General features: G+C 29.8%; 20 protein-coding genes and 1 riboswitch. All 20 genes read right to left on the bottom strand.

Features of this window, described 5'->3' with window-relative positions; translation table 11 throughout:
- Positions 1–3: 3 nt before the first annotated feature.
- The 20 genes from GOQ27_RS08840 to GOQ27_RS08745 all read right to left on the bottom strand — a co-directional run bounded on the left by GOQ27_RS08840 (position 4) and on the right by GOQ27_RS08745 (position 18,782).
- Positions 4–519: an ECF transporter S component gene (locus GOQ27_RS08840; RefSeq protein ID WP_203366489.1), complete on the bottom strand. Its 516-nt coding sequence runs from the start codon at positions 517–519 to the stop codon at positions 4–6.
- Between the two features lie 27 nt (positions 520–546).
- The gene (locus tag GOQ27_RS08835; protein WP_203366488.1) at positions 547–1,908 is read right to left on the bottom strand and encodes a cobyrinic acid a,c-diamide synthase CobB; all 1,362 of its coding nucleotides are present in this window, start codon (positions 1,906–1,908) and stop codon (positions 547–549) included.
- A gap of 30 nt (positions 1,909–1,938) precedes the next feature.
- The gene (cobC, locus tag GOQ27_RS08830; RefSeq protein ID WP_203366487.1) at positions 1,939–2,523 is read right to left on the bottom strand and encodes an alpha-ribazole phosphatase; all 585 of its coding nucleotides are present in this window, start codon (positions 2,521–2,523) and stop codon (positions 1,939–1,941) included.
- Positions 2,520–3,239, bottom strand: a complete 720-nt coding sequence (gene cobS / locus GOQ27_RS08825; protein ID WP_252187788.1) for an adenosylcobinamide-GDP ribazoletransferase — start codon at positions 3,237–3,239, stop codon at positions 2,520–2,522. The genes cobC and cobS overlap by 4 nt, the downstream gene beginning before the upstream one ends.
- A gap of 12 nt (positions 3,240–3,251) precedes the next feature.
- Positions 3,252–3,815, bottom strand: coding sequence for a bifunctional adenosylcobinamide kinase/adenosylcobinamide-phosphate guanylyltransferase (cobU, locus tag GOQ27_RS08820; RefSeq protein ID WP_203366485.1), 564 nt, complete (start codon positions 3,813–3,815; stop codon positions 3,252–3,254).
- Positions 3,816–3,833: 18 nt separating this feature from the next.
- On the bottom strand, positions 3,834–4,880 hold the full coding sequence (cobD, locus tag GOQ27_RS08815; RefSeq protein WP_203366484.1) for a threonine-phosphate decarboxylase CobD: 1,047 nt from the start codon (positions 4,878–4,880) through the stop codon (positions 3,834–3,836).
- Between the two features lie 26 nt (positions 4,881–4,906).
- A complete protein-coding gene (gene cbiB, locus GOQ27_RS08810) occupies positions 4,907–5,869 on the bottom strand; it encodes an adenosylcobinamide-phosphate synthase CbiB (protein ID WP_203366483.1) in 963 nt (320 codons plus the stop codon).
- A complete protein-coding gene (locus GOQ27_RS08805) occupies positions 5,866–7,362 on the bottom strand; it encodes a cobyric acid synthase (protein ID WP_484477113.1) in 1,497 nt (498 codons plus the stop codon). Before GOQ27_RS08805 ends, cbiB begins: the two co-directional genes overlap by 4 nt.
- 5 nt (positions 7,363–7,367) lie before the next feature.
- Positions 7,368–8,177: an energy-coupling factor ABC transporter ATP-binding protein gene (locus GOQ27_RS08800; RefSeq protein WP_203366482.1), complete on the bottom strand. Its 810-nt coding sequence runs from the start codon at positions 8,175–8,177 to the stop codon at positions 7,368–7,370.
- Positions 8,178–8,185: 8 nt separating this feature from the next.
- A complete protein-coding gene (gene cbiQ / locus GOQ27_RS08795) occupies positions 8,186–8,866 on the bottom strand; it encodes a cobalt ECF transporter T component CbiQ (RefSeq protein WP_286673021.1) in 681 nt (226 codons plus the stop codon).
- The gene (locus tag GOQ27_RS08790) at positions 8,853–9,131 is read right to left on the bottom strand and encodes an energy-coupling factor ABC transporter substrate-binding protein (protein WP_203366480.1); all 279 of its coding nucleotides are present in this window, start codon (positions 9,129–9,131) and stop codon (positions 8,853–8,855) included. Before GOQ27_RS08790 ends, cbiQ begins: the two co-directional genes overlap by 14 nt.
- On the bottom strand, positions 9,115–9,840 hold the full coding sequence (locus tag GOQ27_RS08785; protein ID WP_203366479.1) for an energy-coupling factor ABC transporter permease: 726 nt from the start codon (positions 9,838–9,840) through the stop codon (positions 9,115–9,117). Before GOQ27_RS08785 ends, GOQ27_RS08790 begins: the two co-directional genes overlap by 17 nt.
- 160 nt (positions 9,841–10,000) lie before the next feature.
- Positions 10,001–10,175, bottom strand: a riboswitch (cobalamin riboswitch).
- A gap of 78 nt (positions 10,176–10,253) precedes the next feature.
- Positions 10,254–10,550, bottom strand: coding sequence for an MTH1187 family thiamine-binding protein (locus GOQ27_RS08780; RefSeq protein ID WP_203366478.1), 297 nt, complete (start codon positions 10,548–10,550; stop codon positions 10,254–10,256).
- 170 nt (positions 10,551–10,720) lie between these two features.
- Positions 10,721–12,589: a PTS fructose transporter subunit IIABC gene (locus tag GOQ27_RS08775; RefSeq protein ID WP_203366477.1), complete on the bottom strand. Its 1,869-nt coding sequence runs from the start codon at positions 12,587–12,589 to the stop codon at positions 10,721–10,723.
- A gap of 17 nt (positions 12,590–12,606) precedes the next feature.
- On the bottom strand, positions 12,607–13,521 hold the full coding sequence (gene pfkB, locus GOQ27_RS08770) for a 1-phosphofructokinase (protein WP_203366476.1): 915 nt from the start codon (positions 13,519–13,521) through the stop codon (positions 12,607–12,609).
- A complete protein-coding gene (locus GOQ27_RS08765) occupies positions 13,521–14,270 on the bottom strand; it encodes a DeoR/GlpR family DNA-binding transcription regulator (RefSeq protein ID WP_203366475.1) in 750 nt (249 codons plus the stop codon). The genes pfkB and GOQ27_RS08765 overlap by 1 nt, the downstream gene beginning before the upstream one ends.
- 166 nt (positions 14,271–14,436) lie before the next feature.
- Complete coding sequence (locus tag GOQ27_RS08760) at positions 14,437–15,390, bottom strand: MYG1 family protein (RefSeq protein ID WP_203366643.1); 954 nt, start codon at positions 15,388–15,390, stop codon at positions 14,437–14,439.
- A gap of 142 nt (positions 15,391–15,532) precedes the next feature.
- Positions 15,533–16,633 (bottom strand): DUF5305 family protein, encoded by a 1,101-nt coding sequence (locus GOQ27_RS08755; RefSeq protein ID WP_203366474.1) that lies wholly within the window; start codon positions 16,631–16,633, stop codon positions 15,533–15,535.
- Positions 16,634–16,770: 137 nt separating this feature from the next.
- Positions 16,771–17,385 carry a SipW-dependent-type signal peptide-containing protein gene (locus GOQ27_RS08750; protein WP_203366473.1) on the bottom strand — a complete coding sequence of 205 codons (615 nt, stop codon included), beginning with the start codon at positions 17,383–17,385 and terminating at the stop codon, positions 16,771–16,773.
- 185 nt (positions 17,386–17,570) lie between these two features.
- Positions 17,571–18,782, bottom strand: a complete 1,212-nt coding sequence (locus GOQ27_RS08745) for a signal peptidase I (RefSeq protein ID WP_203366472.1) — start codon at positions 18,780–18,782, stop codon at positions 17,571–17,573.
- Positions 18,783–18,802: the final 20 nt, after the last annotated feature.

The following is an 18,802-nucleotide window of genomic DNA, read 5'->3' as shown; positions in this document are numbered from 1 at the left end:
AGTTTATCTCCTGTTCTTTAGAATAATCTCATATAATAAAGTAGCAAAAACTATATTTATGATAGAGGCTATTGTTAAAGGTATTATAATAACCGAGAATAATCCCAATCCATATAATGGTAGTCCCAAGGGTATAGCTAAAGCTGCTGCTATACTAGAAGAAACTGGTCCATTTAGTATAATTGCTACAATATTAGCTATTATTCTGAAGCCTTTCTTATACAACTTACCAAATATATAAGCTGTTACCGCCATCTCCAATGTAATTACTAAGTGCATTGGAATAGTCAATGGAAATCCACTTGTAGTAGCTGTTAGTAGGTGTCCCAATGCAGCAACTATAGCTCCATAGGCTGGACCTAAAAATAATGAAGCGAAAAAACCTGGCATTGAATCCAATGCAATACTCGTCCCTGGATATTTAATCATAGCCCCTACCGCAGATAGTGCTACTAACATACCAGAATAAGTTAATTTTGTTGTAGAAATTTTCTTGTTATAAGCTTTCTGATTTAACATATGTATCCCCCTTTAAAATTTAATGAACTATACAAAAGTTTTTACTTTTTCCCAATGGTCTAACATGTTATACAAAAAATCATTATTACTATAAAAATGAATATGAGGATATCCTGCAATAACATTTTTCTTTTTAAGTCCACATTTCCATTCTTTATTTTTTTTACCTTCCTTTTTCTTCTGAACATTATATACATATTCAATATTAGAGTTATCTTGTATTTTAGATCGATGAAATTCATGGGCTCTAATACTGATTTTTTCATTATATTCAACTTCCACATACCCAAACCTCTGTAATCTTTTAGTCATGAGACTATCAGTTTCAAAGAATCCAACCATATCATATTTTTTTCCTTCTAAATCTGTTATTGATTTTGTCAAATACATAAGTCCACCGCATTCAGCATATGCAGGTAATCCTTCTTGAAGTCGTCTTAATAAGTCTTGTCTAAAGCTTATGTTTTTTTCCAACTCATTTGTGAATATTTCAGGAAAACCTCCACCAATATATAAACCATCTAACTCTAAAGGAAGAACTTCATCTTTTAATGGACTTATAGATATAAATTCAACCCCTATTTTTTTCATTAAATCAATATTATCTTGATAATAAAAACTAAAAGCTTCATCTTCAAAAATTCCAATTCTTAAACCAAACTTTTTTCCATTTATAGTATTATCAATTTTATTATTCTCTGTAATATTTGTCTCAGCTACCTTTAAAATTTCATCTAAATCAATAGTTTCTTCTATGATTTTAGCTAACTCATCAGATTTTTCTTGTAAATCAATTACTTCATTTGCCGGTATAAGTCCTAAATGCCTGCTTTTTAAACTAATATTAAGGTTAGAAGGTAAATATCCTAAACAAGGTATACCTACATCTCTTTCTATTACAGTTTTTAATATATTATAATGCCTTTCTCCAGACACTCTATTAATAATAATCCCTTTAATTTCTACTTCTTTATCATACATTTGATAGCCTAACACTATAGCTGATGAACTCAAGGAAATTCCTTTACCATCTATCACTAATATAACAGGAGTCTTAAGTATTTTTGATATATGAGCAGAGCTTCCCATATCCTTTTCAACTCCAAACCCATCATAAAGTCCCATAACCCCTTCTATAACTCCAACATCCTTGTCTTTCATGTTTTTTTTGAATAGATACTTAACTGTGTCTTCATCTAATAACCAGCTATCTAAATTGTAAGAGGGATTACCCGTTACAAATTTATGAAATTTAGGATCAATATAATCAGGTCCAACTTTAAATGGAGCTACATTAATTCCTCTCTTTGATAAAGCTGACATTATTCCTAAACTGATAGTTGTTTTTCCCACCCCACTGGCAGTCCCAGCAATCATGATATTCTTCATATGGCTATCCTCCCTTAAATACTATATTTATCAAAAGGTATTATTTATTTTTTCTAAAATACCATATTTCTCGTTATAACTTATCTCTACTATAGTTCCTGGGTATATCCTAAAATGCCATCTTTGATCTATATCCAATTCTAATAGTAGAGTTATTATAGTCTGAATGATTCCTCCATGAGTGATACATATATTAGTAGTTTCTGTATTTTTTAATGATTCTAGAAATTCTTCTACCCGACTGTATACATCAATCAGACTCTCACCTTTTGGAATAGAATAATTAATATAATCCCTTGTCCAATTTTCCCATATATCTGGATATAACTCTTTAACTTCTTTAAAATCCTTACCTTCAAATACTCCAAAGTTTATTTCGTTAATACGGTTTTCTATCATAATTTTAGTTCCAAGTTTTTTACTAACCTCTTCAGCTAATAATTTACACCTAGACATTGGACTAGTGTATATAACATCCACAGTATAATCAATTTCATTAAGTATTTTTTCCACTTGAGCTTTCCCTTTATCCGTATACTGAGATTCAGTCTGTCCTATATATAACTTATGATAGTTAGCTTCAGTTTCAGGATGCCTTACAAGTATTAACTTCATATCATCCACCCTCTTAATAAATAAATAATTATTAAGAATATAGACTGAGTAATTTCAATAATAAACCCAATCGTATCTCCAGTCATTCCACCTAATACTCTTTTAAAAAATCTAGTGAAATACATTGTAGCGATAAAACATAACCCGATAGGTAATATAAATTTAGCTGAATATAATGGTATTCCAAAAACAATCAAAAATATAATTGCTATTATTCCTTCTTTTGCACCACAGTTTTCAATAAACAATTTCCCCATTCCTTCAGATCTAGCATATTTACTAATTGAACAAGATATTATTCCAAAACTTCTTCCTACAACTGGCATTATAAAGAGATATTTAAGAGGAATATATACAGTCAAAGATATATTTAAAGCTAATAAAGTCACAATACTAATAACTCCAAATGCTCCAATTCTACTATCTTTCATGATTTCTAACATTCGTTCTTTATTTCGATTGCTAAATATACCATCTATAGTGTCTGAAAGTCCATCTATATGTAATGCACCGGTTAAACATATGTACATAATCCATATTAAAATACTTAAAATAGGCCTATGAATATATTCTTCCAAATACACAGCTATTAAAAGAAATCCTCCAATAACTAATCCTATTAAAGGCATAAATTTAATTCCTTTAATAAATTCTTCTTCATCAAATGAGTATACTTTTCTTATAGGAATTCTAGTAAAAAAAGTTAAGAGCAACATAATACCCTTCATTTATAATGATTCCTTAATTTTAATAGGTATACCTGAAACGGTTAGATAAACAGTATCAGACTTTTTAGCGATATATTGATTTACTCGTCCTGCAATATCTCTAAAAATATTTCCTAGTTTATAAGATGGTACTAACCCCATTCCAACTTCATTAGTAACTAAGATAACATTTTTATTATCTATTACACTAAGCATATCTTCTAACTCTTTTAAAACATCTTTTTCTAAATCATTTATTTCTTCAATACTACAATTATCAAAATCTATATTACTCTCCAAGATCAAATTAGAGACCATAAGTGTAATACAATCTAATAACACAGTATCTGATTGTATAAAGGACTGGTCTACAGATAAGTCATTAAAATTTTTATAGCGTTCAATAGTTATCCAATTATTCGGTCTACTTTCTTTATGTTTTTTTATCCTTTCTTTCATACCTTGATCAAAGGCAATTGCAGTTGCAATATAAACTATCTTTTCTCCTTTATCTTTTGCAATTGATTCAGCTAAGCTGCTTTTACCACTTCTTGTTCCACCGGTTACAAGAGTTAAACTTTTCATTATGATCACTCATTTCTATTAATTTATATCTAATGTTTGTAATGCATTTAAAAGTTTAATATTATCTTCTCTATTTTTTATAGCTATTCTAAAATATTTATTATCTAATCCATTAAAATCTTCACAAGTTCTTATATATATTTTTTCCTTTAGTAATAAATCTTGTAGTTTATATGAACTACTTTTCCGAAGTCTACATAAAATGAAGTTTGTATAAGTTTGAAAGACTTTAATATAGCGTATTTTTTTTAATTCATATAACATGAATTGCCTCTCTTCATAAAGCCACTCTAATGTCTTTTTATTAAAACTATGATCGTTGATTATATCAGGGATTGCCTTTAATGCTAATGTATTTAATGACCAAGGCTCTTGATATTTTGACAGTCTTTTGATAACTTTTTCTGACCCTAATCCAAATCCTACTCGTATCCCTGGAATAGAATAGAATTTTGTTAAAGATCTAAGTATAAATAAATCATACTCATCTATTAAGTCTATAGCTGATTTCTTTTCTAAGAAGTCAACAAATGATTCATCTAATAAGAGAAAACTATTCATTTCCTTTGATATTTTTAACAAGTCTTCTATAAAGTCTTTATCGAAATAAACTCCCGTAGGATTATTTGGGTTGCAAAGCACCACACAATCCGGGTTTGTACTATACATCTTGTCTTTTAATTTATTTATATCTATTATGAAATTAGATTTGGGATATAGTATATGGTACTCAACATCTCCACCCGCTAGCTTAAATGCTCTTTCATATTCATTAAAGGTAGGCTGAATAATTAATATCTTTTTAAAGTTCATTGCCCTTGCGAACAAATAAATTAACTGAATTGCTCCATTCCCTAAGATTATTGAGTTCTCTGTAATTTTTAATTGATCAGCAATATGCTTTATGCTTTTAGCTCCGTCAATTTCAGGATATCTATGTATATCATTTAAAGATTCTTTTAAGTTATTAACTACTTTCTCTGAAGGACCCAAAGGATTAATATTCACACTGAAATCTAAAACTTCATCCTTTTCTTCTCCAATATATCCTCCATGTTTATTCATATAAACACCTCCTACATAAAGCCTTATCAAGAAATAAATATCATAATAAGTATCATAATAAGTACCGTTATCATTTCACTACTATACATAATTTTAACTGAATCTAAGATATGTTTTACACTTAAAGAACTTATATTATCACCTATAGTTGGCTTCTCTACTTTCTCACCAAAGTAGGTATTCGTTCCCCCTATTTGTATATTTAACAAACCTGCTACTGTAGCTTCAGGATAGCCTGCATTAGGACTTTTATGATTGTTCCTATCCCTAATTAGTATTTTGAAACCATTTTTCCAATCATAACCTAATAAACTTCCTCCTATAAACATTAATATGCTACCTATTCTAGCTGGAATAAAATTCACTATATCATCTAGTTTTGCTGAGGCGTATCCTATTTCAGTATAGGGATGTTGTATATACCCCACCATGGAATCCAGGGTATTTATTGTTTTATATATAAATACAAATTGAACAGGCATACCTATCAAAAATCCTAGTAACATGTAAAATAACGGAGCCAATACTCCATCAATTGTATTTTCAGATACAGTCTCTATGGTTGCCCTACAAATTTCATTTTCTGATAGTTTATCTGTATCCCGTCCTACTAAATATGATATTAATTTTCTACCTTCTACTATATTTTCTTTATGTAAAGCTTCATATATTTTCTTACTCTCCTTATCTAAACACCTTCCTGCTAAAGACGTATATAATAAATAAATTGTTATGAATATATTTATAATTGGATGTATTCTGTTAGCTATATAAAGAATAAAACTTATTATAAATACCACAGTTACTAAAGTTATGATAACTAATAAAAATCCTCCTATTTTTAAAGGAATATATTTTGATTTTCTAATCTTTTTTTCATTAAAGGATATTAGCTTACCAATGAATATAATAGGGTGGGGCCAAGAATAAGGATCACCTAATACATAGTCTAGAATAGTTGATATTAATAGCACCCAGATCATTATCATCTATAAAGTCCCGAAATTTTCTTTATTTCTTCTATATTTAAGTATTTTCTTACAGTCTCAGATAATTTTTGATATTCTATATCCTTGAGCTCTTTAAAGTTTAATGATTTGGAATCTATATTTAATCCTTTTTTAGCTATTAAGAGTTTAATTAATTTCGTTCTGAAATTATCGTTTTCAAATATTCCATGAAGGTATGTACCAAATACTAATCCTGTCTCACTGACTGCACCATCAAATCTACCATCTTCTAATTCTATAAAAGGTTTACACTTATCAAATCTTTTGGTTTGACCCATATGAATTTCATATCCATTTATTATTTCAGTTTCAATTTCTAGATTATTTATTGGGTTATTTGCTATTATACCTTTAACTTGTTTAGTATCTTTAACTTCCTGAATTATAGTTTGTGTTTTCATTAAACCTAAACCATTAATTTGTTTCATTGAAGATTCTATACCTTTTGGATCAAGAATCTCATATCCTAACATCTGATATCCTCCACATATACCTATAATAGGAATGCCCTCTTTATGCTTTTTATAAATAATACGATCTAATCTAGATTTAATAATAAATTCCATATCTTTAATAGTATTTTTACTTCCTGGAATTATAAGCAAGTCTATATTTTCAAAACCTTCTTCTTCTGTTATATATTTTACACTCACTCTATCTTCCATCTCTAAAGGAGTAAAATCACTGAAGTTTGATACATAAGGTAACTTAACAACTCCAATATTAATATCATTATTTTTATTATTAGTAAATTTACTAGTTACACTATCTTCATCATCTATTTTCAAATCAAAATAAGGTAAAACTCCTAGACAAGGTATATTAATTTTATCCTCTAACATTTTAATTCCTGGTTTAAGAATCTCAATATCTCCTCTGAATTTATTAATAATAAATCCTTTTATCCTAGCTCTTTCTGAAGGCTCTAAAATCATAACAGTTCCATAGAGTGATGCAAAAACACCACCACGTTCTATATCTCCTACAAGAACCACAGGACTGTCTACTAATTCAGCTAATCCCATATTCACAAGATCATTCTCTCTTAGATTTATTTCAGCAGGACTGCCTGCTCCTTCTATCACAATCACATCAAAATCATTACTTAATTTTTTATATGCTTTATCAACTATTCCTTTTATATTAGGCACTTCTTTACGATATTCTGATGCGGTCAAATTTTTATGCACTCTACCCATTAATATAACTTGGCTTCCCACTTCGCTTGTAGGCTTTAATAAAATTGGATTCATCTCAACCATAGGATCTATCCCTGCAGCCTCAGCTTGAACTACTTGCGCTCTACCCATTTCTTCTCCATTCTTAGTCACATAAGAATTTAGAGCCATATTCTGTGACTTAAATGGAGCAGTCTTATATCCATCCTCTTTAAAAACTCTACAAAGTGCTGCTGTAATAATACTTTTACCTACAGAAGATCCTGTACCTTGAATCATTATATTTTTTGTCAAAAGTATCACCCCTTTATATTTTCTCTTTTAAAATTATATAATTCTTCTTCATTTTTAAATAAAGGCATATTTAATTTCTTGTGAATTTTCACAAGCCAAGGTTCTTTTAAATTAGCTTTGTTTAATGTATTTTCATTTAAAAAAATTTTACTTGGAATCCCTTCATCTATGACTTTACCTTTATTTAATACATAGACATAATCACAATATTCATATATAAAATCCATATCATGGCTTGATACAACTGTTTTTTTACCTTCTCTTACAATATTATTCATAGTATTTATCATATTGTCTGACATACTGGGATCTAAGCCTGCAAGAGGCTCATCAAAAAAAATTATTTTACAATCTAATGCTAAAACTCCTGCTATTGCAACTCGCTTTTTTTCTCCATGACTTAGAAAATGCACTGGTTTATCTTTGAATTCCTCTATATTAAGCAAATTTATTATTATATCAACTTTTCTTTTTATAATTTCTTCATCATACCCTAAATTTCTAAGTCCAAAAGCTATATCATCATATGTATTTGAATAAAATATCTGCTTATCTGCCTCTTGAAAAACTATCCCTACTTCTCTCCTTAAATTTCTAAGGGATTTTTTATTATATTTAATCTTTTTATCATTAAATATAACCTCACCTTTATCAGGTTTAAGATAACCTATTAAACTTAAGAAGAGGGTAGTTTTTCCAGCACCATTTCCTCCAACTATACCTATCTTATTTCCTTTATTTAAATCTATATTTATATTTTTTAATGCCACTTTTCCATCTTCATAATTATAATTTAAATTCACTGTCTTTAACATTTATTCACCTACATATAAAATTGACTGTCATAATTTTTGCTTTCAAGAGAAACTATCATATCTTTATATCTTTTAATCATCCTAACAATTAATGTTCTTAAAAGTAACCCTAATGAATTAAAACTATTTTTCATAGTGTTATATCCAAATTTTAAATCTTGTGCTCTATAAATCTTTGATATTTCTTCTAAAAGTATAAATATAAATCTATATGTGAGCATTGTAAGTTCAATCAATAATACTGGTACTTTGTACTTTAATAGTAGTTTGATTAAACTATTAAAAGGTGTAGTGAGTATTAAAAAATAGCTACAAGATATTGTAGAAAAAGCTCTAGTAATAAGAGAGATAGCTTGTATTAAGCTATCTTCTCTTATAATTATAAAAAAACTAGAGATTTTAATGCTAAATAAACTTGTTATATCATTATTTGAAATACTAAATATAAAAGCTATTAGACTTAACAATATAAAAGCTATTGGTAATAAATACATTTTAAAATATACTTTTATAGGTATTTTAGCTATTATTGTTACAATAATGCTCATAACAGAAAATATAGCTAAATGTATAAAGCTATTATTTGCAAATAATGCTATAGAGATCATAATTGTAAAAAATAAAAATTTTAAATCGTCATTAAAACATCTTAATTTATTTATATAAGCATATGTATCAATTATTAACATTTTTGGTCTTGCCTTTCATATAGCCTAAGAAATATGCTATTACTCCTGTCCCTATAGCTCCTTGTAATGTGAATATAAGCGTTTCAGTTTCTCCTCCTGGCGGTTCCCAAAGAGGTTTAAACCATGGAGTATAACTTTCAGGAATAGCTTCTTCAGCTAGAGAATCACTACCTGCAAACTCAGAATCTTTTATTACGAGTATAGGCGCTATTATAAGTAATATAACTATAGATAATAATAGTAGATTTTTATATGTTTTTTTCATAAGCTAAAACTCCTTCATCTTTATATTGTGATATTAAATTATATACAATAACACTAAGTATACCTTCGGCTATTGCAAGTGGAATTTGAGTTATAGCAAATATAGATAAAAACTTAACTAACAATTGCATAACTCCTTCACTTGCTCCTGCATGTGCAACAGCTAATTGAAAAGATGTAACAGTATAAGTAGCTAAGTTACCAAGTGAAGCTGCTAAAAATATTGATACTTCTTTCTTCCATCCTATTTTTTCAGATAATTTATAAATACCAAATGCTACAAAAGGACCTACTATTCCCATAGAAAATGTATTTGCTCCAAGGGTAGTTATTCCTCCATGGGCAAGTAATAACGCTTGAAAAAGTAACACTATCATGCCAATTACACTCATTGTAACTGGCCCTAATACTATAGCTCCAAGTCCTACTCCTGTAGGATGTGATGAACTTCCTGTTATTGATGGTAATTTTAGTGCAGATAATACAAATACAAATGCCCCCATTAGTGCTATTAATATCTTTTTGTTTCCATTTTCTTTTACTATTTTAGAAATTTTTCTAAATCCGACTATAACAAAAGGCAAGCTAACTATAGTCCAAAATCCTGCCCAAAAAGGGCTTAAGTAGCCTTCCATGATATGCATAGCATTTGCATATCGTGGCATAAACATTAAAACTAAACCAATTAAAACTAAATACTTCTTTTTCATTTTTATCCCCTCCGAATAATCTTTAATTAAGTGCAAAATAAAAAATCCCACCTTCCGAGATGGGATTTTATGTACGACTATCAATATATATAGTTATATTTTAAACAAAGTTTAATTCTATAAATACCTATATAGCCAGTACTCCCCTCCCTCCGAAGGTATACTTTTTAAAAATCAGGTAGGTCTCCTGGCTTACCATCATCCTACTTTCTCTCCTTCCCATTCTTAAATAATAGTGGACTTGAGATTTCGTTATGGTTACAGTAGCGGGGGCTGCAGAGGATTTTAACCTCTTTCCCTTTTAATCTTATTGAACCTGATTCTCTATTCGATTGTTTATGTACTTCTATCATAACACCTATATAACTATAAGTAAATATCTTTTTATACTAAAAATATATATTGATTATTATCTACAATTTAGAATTAACTGATTCTAATTTTTGATCCATAGAGCCTTTTTTGTCTCTTCTATCATCTATCTTAATCTGAGTAGATACTCTCATTGCCCCTTCATTAAAAGGAACTTCATGCATTTTCTTTATTGTTTCTAATATCTCATTCATATCCCCTTCAATTATACTACTCATCGGTGTAAGCTGATGCTTTAATCCCGAGTCCTTTAATACTTTATGACATGCTGCTACATATTTACTCAATGATGTACTTTCTGTTCCTAAAGGAACAATAGTCACTTCTACAATAGCCACATATATCCCCTCCCTATTATTATTTTTCTCTATATATTAATATTACCACTAATTTAGGATTTGAAAAAAATAATTTTCTGAAAAATTTATTAATAATGTAAATCTACAATAAAAGTTAAAAGGTGTAGGGGACATGAATATCCTCTACACCTTTTCTTATATAAGTTTTACTATATTGTTTTTGATTCTACAGGTTTCTTAAAGATATTTAGTAATATAGCCGTTACTAGCGATCCTACTAGTATTGCTACTAAATATAATAGCCAGTTTGTAACTACTGGAAATACAAATATTCCTCCGTGGGGTGCAGGTGATGATGCACCAAATATTGCTGATAATCCCCCCGCTATAGCTGACCCTGCTATAATTGAAGGTATAACTGCCTTTGGATCTGCTGCTGCAAAAGGTATAGCCCCCTCTGTTATGAAGGATAATCCCATAACATAATTTGTTTTACCAGCATCTCTTTCTTGAACAGTAAATTTATTTTTAAAGAATGTAGTAGCTAGTGCTATTCCTAATGGTGGAACCATTCCACCGGCCATAACTGCTGCCATTATGTGCCCATTTCCTTCAGCCACAGATGCAACACCAAATACATAGGCTGCCTTGTTTACCGGGCCACCCATATCTACTGCCATCATTCCACCTAATAATAATCCTAATAATAATTTATTTGCTCCACCTAATCCAGATAACCAATTATTTATTCCTGTATTTAATGCTTCTACTGGTGGTACTATTGCAAATGTCATTATAACTCCCATTATTAAGATACCAAATAGAGGAAAAAGTAGTACTGGTTTAATACCTTCTAATGAGTCAGGTAATCCACTAAATAATTTCTTAAGTCCTAATACTAAATACCCAGCAATAAAACCTGCTGCTAATGCTCCTAAAAATCCTGCATTTCCATTAGCTGCTAAAGCACCTCCAACAAATCCTGGAGCTAAAGCTGGTCTATCTCCAATAGATAATGCTATATATCCTGCTAAAATTGGTAGCATAAATCCAAAGGCTGTTTTCCCTAGATTCATAAAGAACTGTGCTAAATCATTCCCTGAACCATAATCTGTGGCCCCTGCATTATTAAAGTCGAATAAGAAGGCTAATGCTATCAATATACCTCCACCTACAACGAAAGGTAGCATGTTAGAAACACCATTCATTAGATTTCTATATATTCCTTTACCACCCTTTGCTGATTCATTTGATCCAGAGGTATTATCTCCTATATATATACCTCCATCTTTATCTAATCCTCTTTGGATTAATTCCCCTGGTTTCTTAATTGCATCTGCCACTGGAGTTTGAATCACTACTTTTCCATCAAATCTATCCATTTCTACTTTTGTGTCAGCTGATACTATTATAGCTGTTGCATTCTTGATTTCATCATTAGTCAATCTATTTTTTACTCCAGTAGAACCATTTGTTTCTACCTTTATATCTACTCCCATTTCTTTTGCTTTATTTTTTAAAGAGTCAGCCGCCATATAAGTATGGGCTATTCCAGTAGGACAAGCAGTTACTGCTAATAATTTGCCTTTATTTTTAATTACAACTTCTTCATCCTTTGATTTAGACTGTTCCTTTTCATCAATAAGTCTTATTACTTCTTCTTTAGAATTTGCTTTTAATAATGCAGCCCTAAAAGTAGTGTCCATTAATAAAGTAGATAATCTTGAAAGAGTTTCTAAATGATCACTATGCGCTCCTTCACTGGCAGCAATCATAAAGAATAGATGACTAGCTTCACCATCTAGAGAATCAAAGTCTATTCCTTTTATTGATCTACCAAATGCTATAGCTGGAGTTTTTACTGCCCTACTCTTTGCATGGGGTATAGCTACTCCATCTCCTATTCCAGTAGTACTTTGCTCTTCTCTTTTTAATATATCTTTTTTATACTCTTGTTTATTATTAAGTCTTCCTGCATTATCTAGTTTATTAACTAGTTCATCTATGACTTTAGCTTTTGAAGAAGAATTTAAATCTAAAATGATTGTGTCCATTTTTAATAAATCTGTGATTTTCATATTAACTCCCCTTTATTTTAATTTATTTTCTTGATATTAATACTTTTAACTAAATTCTCTACTTCTTCTTTAGAACATAAATCCATTGAAAAGGCTGTAGCACTTCCGGCTGCTATTCCCCATCTAAATGATTCTATAGTATCTTTACTTTGAGAATACTTGGCTAAGAAACCTGCTATCAATGAATCTCCTGCTCCTACAGAATTTCTCACTATTCCCTTTGGTGCTTCTCCATAGTATATTCCCTCTTGTGATACTAATACTGCTCCTTCACCTCCCATGGAAACAATAATGTTTTGAGCACCTAGTTCTAATAGTTTTTTACTATAGATTATAGCTTGTTCTCTATCCTCTATTTCCACATCAAATATTTGACTTAGTTCATGATGATTAGGTTTTATTAAAAAGGGTTTATTTTTTATTGTTGATATTAGTGCTTCTCCAGTAGTATCAACAACTACTTTTATGTCTTTATCCATACACCTAGCTTGTATTCTTGAATAAATATCTCTAGGCAAAGTTTTTTGAACATTTCCAGCTAATACTAAAAAATCTTTAGATTTTAATTGATCAATCTGATTAAAAAGAGCTTCCAAATCTCTTTCGGATATATTTGGTCCTGGAGCATTTATTTCTGTCTCTTTTCCTGACTTAAGCTTTACATTTATCCTAGTATCCCCTTCTACAGAGATAAAGTCAGTTTGGATTCCTAGTTCTCTTAAATAATTATTTATATATTCTCCTGTAAATCCACCAATAAATCCTAGAGCCTGATTATCTGTCTCTAAAATATTTAATACTCTAGATATGTTAATCCCTTTTCCTCCTGGATATTTATAGCTATCTTTTGATCTATTTACATTTCCCAGATTAAAGTCTTCTACTTCTAAAACATAGTCAATGGCTGGATTAAATGTAACTGTATATATCATTATTCTGTCACTACTTTCATTTCAGTTTTTTGTATATATTTATCATGTTCTTCATTTTCTTTACCAGTTATAATGGATACTTTATCTAAGTCTGCAACTTTCACAGAGCTAATTTTATTAAACTTACTATGATCGGCTAATACAAAAGCTTCTCCCGAAAGCTCTATTGCTCTTTCCTTCATGATAGCTTCCTCAGAATCTGGAGTGGTCAAATCATACTCAAGATGAATAGCATTTATTCCAATGAATGCTTTATCAAATCTAAATCTTGATAAATTAGTGATGGCATCTACTCCTACCACTGCTTTAGTGTTGGATTTGATTTTACCTCCTAATATATAAACTTTGATTCCTTTTTCTAATAAGGGATCTACATGGTCTATACCGTTAGTCACTACCAAAATATCCTTTTGATTTATATATTTAGTCATTTCATAAACAGTTGTTCCTGCATCTAGATAAATACAATCTCCATCTTCTATTAAAGAAGCTGCATATTTAGCTATCAAAACCTTTTCCTGCTGATTATGAATTAATTTTTCTTTAAAACTAGCTTCATTGTATCTTCCTTCTACTAAGGCTGCTCCTCCATGAACTCTTTTAAGCTTATTTATTTCTTCTAAATAAGTTAAATCTCTTCTAATAGTAGATTCTGATGTATCAGTAGCTTTAACTAGCTCATTTACCTTTACTATTCCTTTTTTGTTTAATTTATCTAAAATAATATTATGTCTTTCTTCAGTTAGCATTAGAATTCACCTCTTTATATTAAGTATAATTTATAATATTCTGAAAGTCAATCATTTTCATTCAATTTATTTCATAAACACTCATGTAATATATCAAACCCATTCATAAACAGTCAAGATATTCAGAAAAAATATCAAGGTGCGTACCTTGATATTTTTAAAGATGTTATTTTCTGTTAAATAATCTCTTGATAAAGTTAAATATTCCTTTTTCTTTTCTTTCCCTTTCTTCTGGCTCGTTTATGGCTAACTCAGCCATATTTAATATACCATCCATAGATCCCGCCACAGCTATAAACCTCCCTGTATGACAGAACACAGCATCTTCTACTCCTGTTATTTCGGCTAGTTCTTCATTTTCTTTACCACCCCAAAAAGCAGGTAGTTTCTTCTTATCAGAGCCATCTCTACCTCTAATAGTCTGTATAGCATAGTTATCATCTTTAGGATAAATTACAAATACTACTTCATCATTTTCATCCACTTCCTTTAAAACTTCTCCCCAAGGAGAGAAAGTATCAAGGATTAATATCTTTGGATTATCTCTTTTTTCAAAGGCTTTTATAATATTACCTTTAGCCTTTATAACTGATAATCTCCTATTAAAAGTATTATCAAAAACTGACGAAGCCACTTCTATTGCCTCGTTAAAGGATTCATCCTGTGATTTATCTGAAAACCAAGGAGGATTAAACCCAGATATTATTGATGATATATGCATCAAAGGTATCTCTCCTGATTCTATTCTGACACCATTATCTAAGGCATCAATTCCTTCTATTAATACTCTATCCATATATCCATATATATCTTCTGTTTCTTCTTCATTTAATGTATTATCTTTAAATTGTATAATTCTTTTTCCAAACGCTTTCCATATTAGACCACAAGCAGCATAGGGTGTACCATCTTCCCTGTATACCTTGTCTACTCCATGATGGTCAAATTCTCCACCACCCACATCATAAACTATATCCAAATCCTTTAGTATATCTTTATCTCTTGTTCTAGTTAGTTCTATATCAAAAATTTCCTTTAAAATTGCTGTAGCCATTACATCATCAGCATGAAATCTTCCATGATGAGTTCCTACTCTTTTAAATTCCTTTTCACTTTCTATATGATCACCTTCTTATAATATTACATGTATTATAGTTTTGGTATACCCTAAAATCAGAGGAATAATTCTATTACTAGTGTAGTAATATATGGTTTGAAGAAATAAAAACTCCACCCTTAAGAAAAGGTGAAGCTTTTATGGTTTATACTATTTCTGGTTTCAATTTTTTCTTTTTTATATCTTTTTCTAAATTATTTATATAGTTTTCTAAATCAAAAGTATAAAGAGATCTATCATCTACCACATAAAATTCCTTTATATTCTGAAAATCAGAGCTATATCTATACATTATTGGCTTTTCTATTTCATCAGCTACTCGAACCAAGTCATCTATGGATCTTACTTTATAATAATTTTCATAAGTTGAGTCTGTATTTTTTTCTAGGGCTACTAATCTAGTGCCATGATTTTTAAATATTTTATCTAGGTATTTTTCATGTAAGTCGACTTCAACAACATTCTTAGTGAAAACAATCAAATATATTAGTAATAATAACGACATAGCTATGATTATGCTGTAGATAATAATAAAACTCTTAGCTAAAGGTACTTCTACTTTTCTTGTCTCTTCAATACTGTTCTTCTTTTCTTCTACTCCTACTTTTGCTATTATGAAGCTAGATTCTTCTAAAGGAATAACTATAGATGGTGATGCAGTTTCCTTTATAACACCTTCAGCAGTTGTAGCTTCTAAGTTCACTTTCATCATTACTGAAACCCTAGAATATGAACTAGTTTTTGCAGCTTCTGAAACACTTTTAGCAAAATTATTATATTCAGTTAAATTAAATTTTATATTTTTATTTATTGATAAAGTATCGGCTTTTTTACTGAATATCTCTTTATTTCCTATAGGAAATTCCTTTTTCCATAAAGTCTGAATTTCTTCATTTTCTTTACTGTATCCCTCTGCCACTGCAACTATTTGATAATCACCTTTTAACTCAGCTTCTTTTTCTCCAATAAACTCATAATTAAAAGTAGTATCAATTGTATCTAAAAACTCAGCGAAATATGTTTGGCCTTCCTCTATTGTCCTTTGTTGAAATAACATATTATTCTTTAATTTCACTTCATAATTTGCTTGAGGATTAATAGTATAATCATATAAAGATACACTTTCTTCCTTGATTTTAGAGTTGGTTAAGCCTTTAATTAATAAGAATGAAATAATTGCTAAAATAATGATTGAAGTTGCGATTAATCCTAACCGTAGTTTTTTATTAATATGTTTCTTGTTCATCTCTATTCCCCCTGTATTTTTATATACTAAGTCTTATTTTAGATTATGGACATACTATGTAATATTCTATTCATTGTTATTCGAGATAATGATAAAAAATAAGTAGAGTTTTCACTCTACTTATTTTAAAAGGTTATTTATTGTGCATTGAATTGTTTAAATACTGCTGTAGGATTGAATGTATATGTTGCATCTTCTCTTGCGTTTTCATTAGCTCTAAACATAAATGTAAGTGTTGCATATCCTCCTACTGGAATTTCAGCGTCCTTTAATTGATCAGGAATCCAAGGATTAGCATATTCAGTAGTATCTGCACTAAATTCTCTTATAGGAGTTCCATCTGCTTTAAAAAATCTAAGACTTGCACCTGGGTGTACAAATACATTATTAAAATCAGCACTTCTAGTATCGGTAATAGCATCCATACCTACTGGTATGGTACTATTGTTTGCCATTTTTAATGTAACTTTTGCATATGCACCTGGATACATATTATTAAATTCAACATTTGCTACATCCCAGTTGTTTTCTTCTTTAGTATTGGCTAAATTTCTCTGTGAATATAAAACTTTCCCTGTTACATATGGTGCTTCATCAAAATTAAATGAATGTTCGTCTACAAAATGTACATCTAAATGCCCTGTGTTCACTGTGTTCTTAATTTCTATTGTATCTGTCCAATATGCATAACCTGCTCCCATTGTCATTAGTGCCACTGCTAATGCTAATGCTAAAAATTTTGTTTTTTTCATTTTACATCTCTCCTTTTTATTTATTATTACATCTATAATTATAGGAAATATCTTGCTTTTTTAAGCCATCAAAAGGTATGCTTTTATGTAGTATTTTTGTATTATATGGACTACTACTTTCGTACCATATCTATAATTCTAGACAATAAAAAATACAGGAGATTACTCTCCCGTATATCTATGGATCAAAATTCTATCCCCTCTAATCTTGATTTCTTATCCTGTTTAATCAAAAGTGTAGGCACGCCTATTTTTGGTACTACCTTTACTATCTTTCCTTTTATATCTTCTGGTTTAACTAAGTCTGAGTCTGGACCAGAATTATTGTCCCCTTTGGTTTTATATAACAGTCCTTCTTCATTTTCTTTAATTTCCATTATCCTATGAGATATAAGTATTCTATCTCTTTTAAATTGGATAATATCTCCCACTTTTAATTCTTCTATATCTCCCATACTCTGTGCCTTATATACTAATATTACATCTCCAGGATATATCATAGGCTCCATGCTTCCTGTTGCTATTACTGACGGATATATAGGGAATACCCCTACTGCAAACCATACTATTAGTATTGAAACCATGCTTGTGACTATCCACCCTATCGGACTTTCTTCTTTATCATGGGACTTCTTTACTTTTTTAGATTCTTTATTATACATATCTTCAAATATCATCAGAGCAAATAATGGATACAATACTCCAATAAAAGCTGATGTTATCCATTTAAGATCCGGTAATACAGGTGATATCCAATGAACACTATGTAAAATACCTATATATATAATAGCTGGTATAGGTCCTCCTATAAATACTAAATATGAAAGAAATATATTCTGTGAAAATTCAGGAGCAAAATAATGAGCTGTAAATATAACTCCCTCTTGAAAATTAGCTATATTCATATATCTATTAACAGAAAAACTCGTTATAGTCATTAGTAATGCTACGAGAATAAATAAAGTATAGTTTTCTTTCTTAGTTAAAGTATTTATTAAATAGTTTCTAATCAATTCTCTTCCAACTATTGCTACCCCTACTGCAAATAGATTTGATGCTAATGTAACAGGATCATGAACATAGGGACTTTTTCCTAATCCATCTACGAGTCCTGCCATATAGGTAAGGACTATATAAATAATAGCAAAGTTAAAAGCCCACCAGTTTGTAAATCCTCTAAATCTTAATTTCTCACTAGGTCTAACTCTCGGGTAAAACCAAATTAAAATTAATATTCCAATCCAAAGGCTAGGCTTAAATATATACATAAAAACTTGGCTACCAAAAAAGGAAGCCAAAAATTTATTATCTAAAAAATATATAGTGAGCAATGTAATAATAAGTATTAAGAAATTCTTCTTAGATGACTTTGTAGGTAAATACTCTCTCTTTATCATCTTTGGTCCCCCAATTAATA

It is taken from the genome of Anaeromonas frigoriresistens (genome assembly GCF_016820655.1).
Lineage (GTDB): Bacteria > Bacillota > Clostridia > Tissierellales > SIT17 > Anaeromonas > Anaeromonas frigoriresistens.
Note: the sequence above shows the minus strand (reverse complement) of the source record. Positions and strands in the feature narration are given on the sequence as shown.

Excerpts from the sequence above, each read along its gene's own strand:
- GOQ27_RS08840 (WP_203366489.1), bottom strand. The coding sequence starts at position 519 with ATGTTAAATCAGAAAGCTTATAACAAGAAAATTTCTACAACAAAATTA.
- GOQ27_RS08755 (WP_203366474.1), bottom strand. The coding sequence starts at position 16,633 with ATGAACAAGAAACATATTAATAAAAAACTACGGTTAGGATTAATCGCA.
- cobC (WP_203366487.1), bottom strand. The coding sequence starts at position 2,523 with ATGAAGTTAATACTTGTAAGGCATCCTGAAACTGAAGCTAACTATCAT.
- cbiQ (WP_286673021.1), bottom strand. The coding sequence starts at position 8,866 with ATGTTAATAATTGATACATATGCTTATATAAATAAATTAAGATGTTTT.
- GOQ27_RS08775 (WP_203366477.1), bottom strand. The coding sequence starts at position 12,589 with ATGAAAATCACAGATTTATTAAAAATGGACACAATCATTTTAGATTTA.
- cobU (WP_203366485.1), bottom strand. The coding sequence starts at position 3,815 with ATGAAAAGTTTAACTCTTGTAACCGGTGGAACAAGAAGTGGTAAAAGC.
- pfkB (WP_203366476.1), bottom strand. The coding sequence starts at position 13,521 with ATGATATATACAGTTACATTTAATCCAGCCATTGACTATGTTTTAGAA.
- cobS (WP_252187788.1), bottom strand. The coding sequence starts at position 3,239 with ATGTTGCTCTTAACTTTTTTTACTAGAATTCCTATAAGAAAAGTATAC.
- GOQ27_RS08785 (WP_203366479.1), bottom strand. The coding sequence starts at position 9,840 with ATGAAAAAGAAGTATTTAGTTTTAATTGGTTTAGTTTTAATGTTTATG.
- GOQ27_RS08800 (WP_203366482.1), bottom strand. The coding sequence starts at position 8,177 with ATGTTAAAGACAGTGAATTTAAATTATAATTATGAAGATGGAAAAGTG.
- GOQ27_RS08745 (WP_203366472.1), bottom strand. The coding sequence starts at position 18,782 with ATGATAAAGAGAGAGTATTTACCTACAAAGTCATCTAAGAAGAATTTC.
- GOQ27_RS08835 (WP_203366488.1), bottom strand. The coding sequence starts at position 1,908 with ATGAAGAATATCATGATTGCTGGGACTGCCAGTGGGGTGGGAAAAACA.
- GOQ27_RS08750 (WP_203366473.1), bottom strand. The coding sequence starts at position 17,385 with ATGAAAAAAACAAAATTTTTAGCATTAGCATTAGCAGTGGCACTAATG.
- cbiB (WP_203366483.1), bottom strand. The coding sequence starts at position 5,869 with ATGATAATGATCTGGGTGCTATTAATATCAACTATTCTAGACTATGTA.
- GOQ27_RS08765 (WP_203366475.1), bottom strand. The coding sequence starts at position 14,270 with ATGCTAACTGAAGAAAGACATAATATTATTTTAGATAAATTAAACAAA.
- GOQ27_RS08790 (WP_203366480.1), bottom strand. The coding sequence starts at position 9,131 with ATGAAAAAAACATATAAAAATCTACTATTATTATCTATAGTTATATTA.
- cobD (WP_203366484.1), bottom strand. The coding sequence starts at position 4,880 with ATGAATAAACATGGAGGATATATTGGAGAAGAAAAGGATGAAGTTTTA.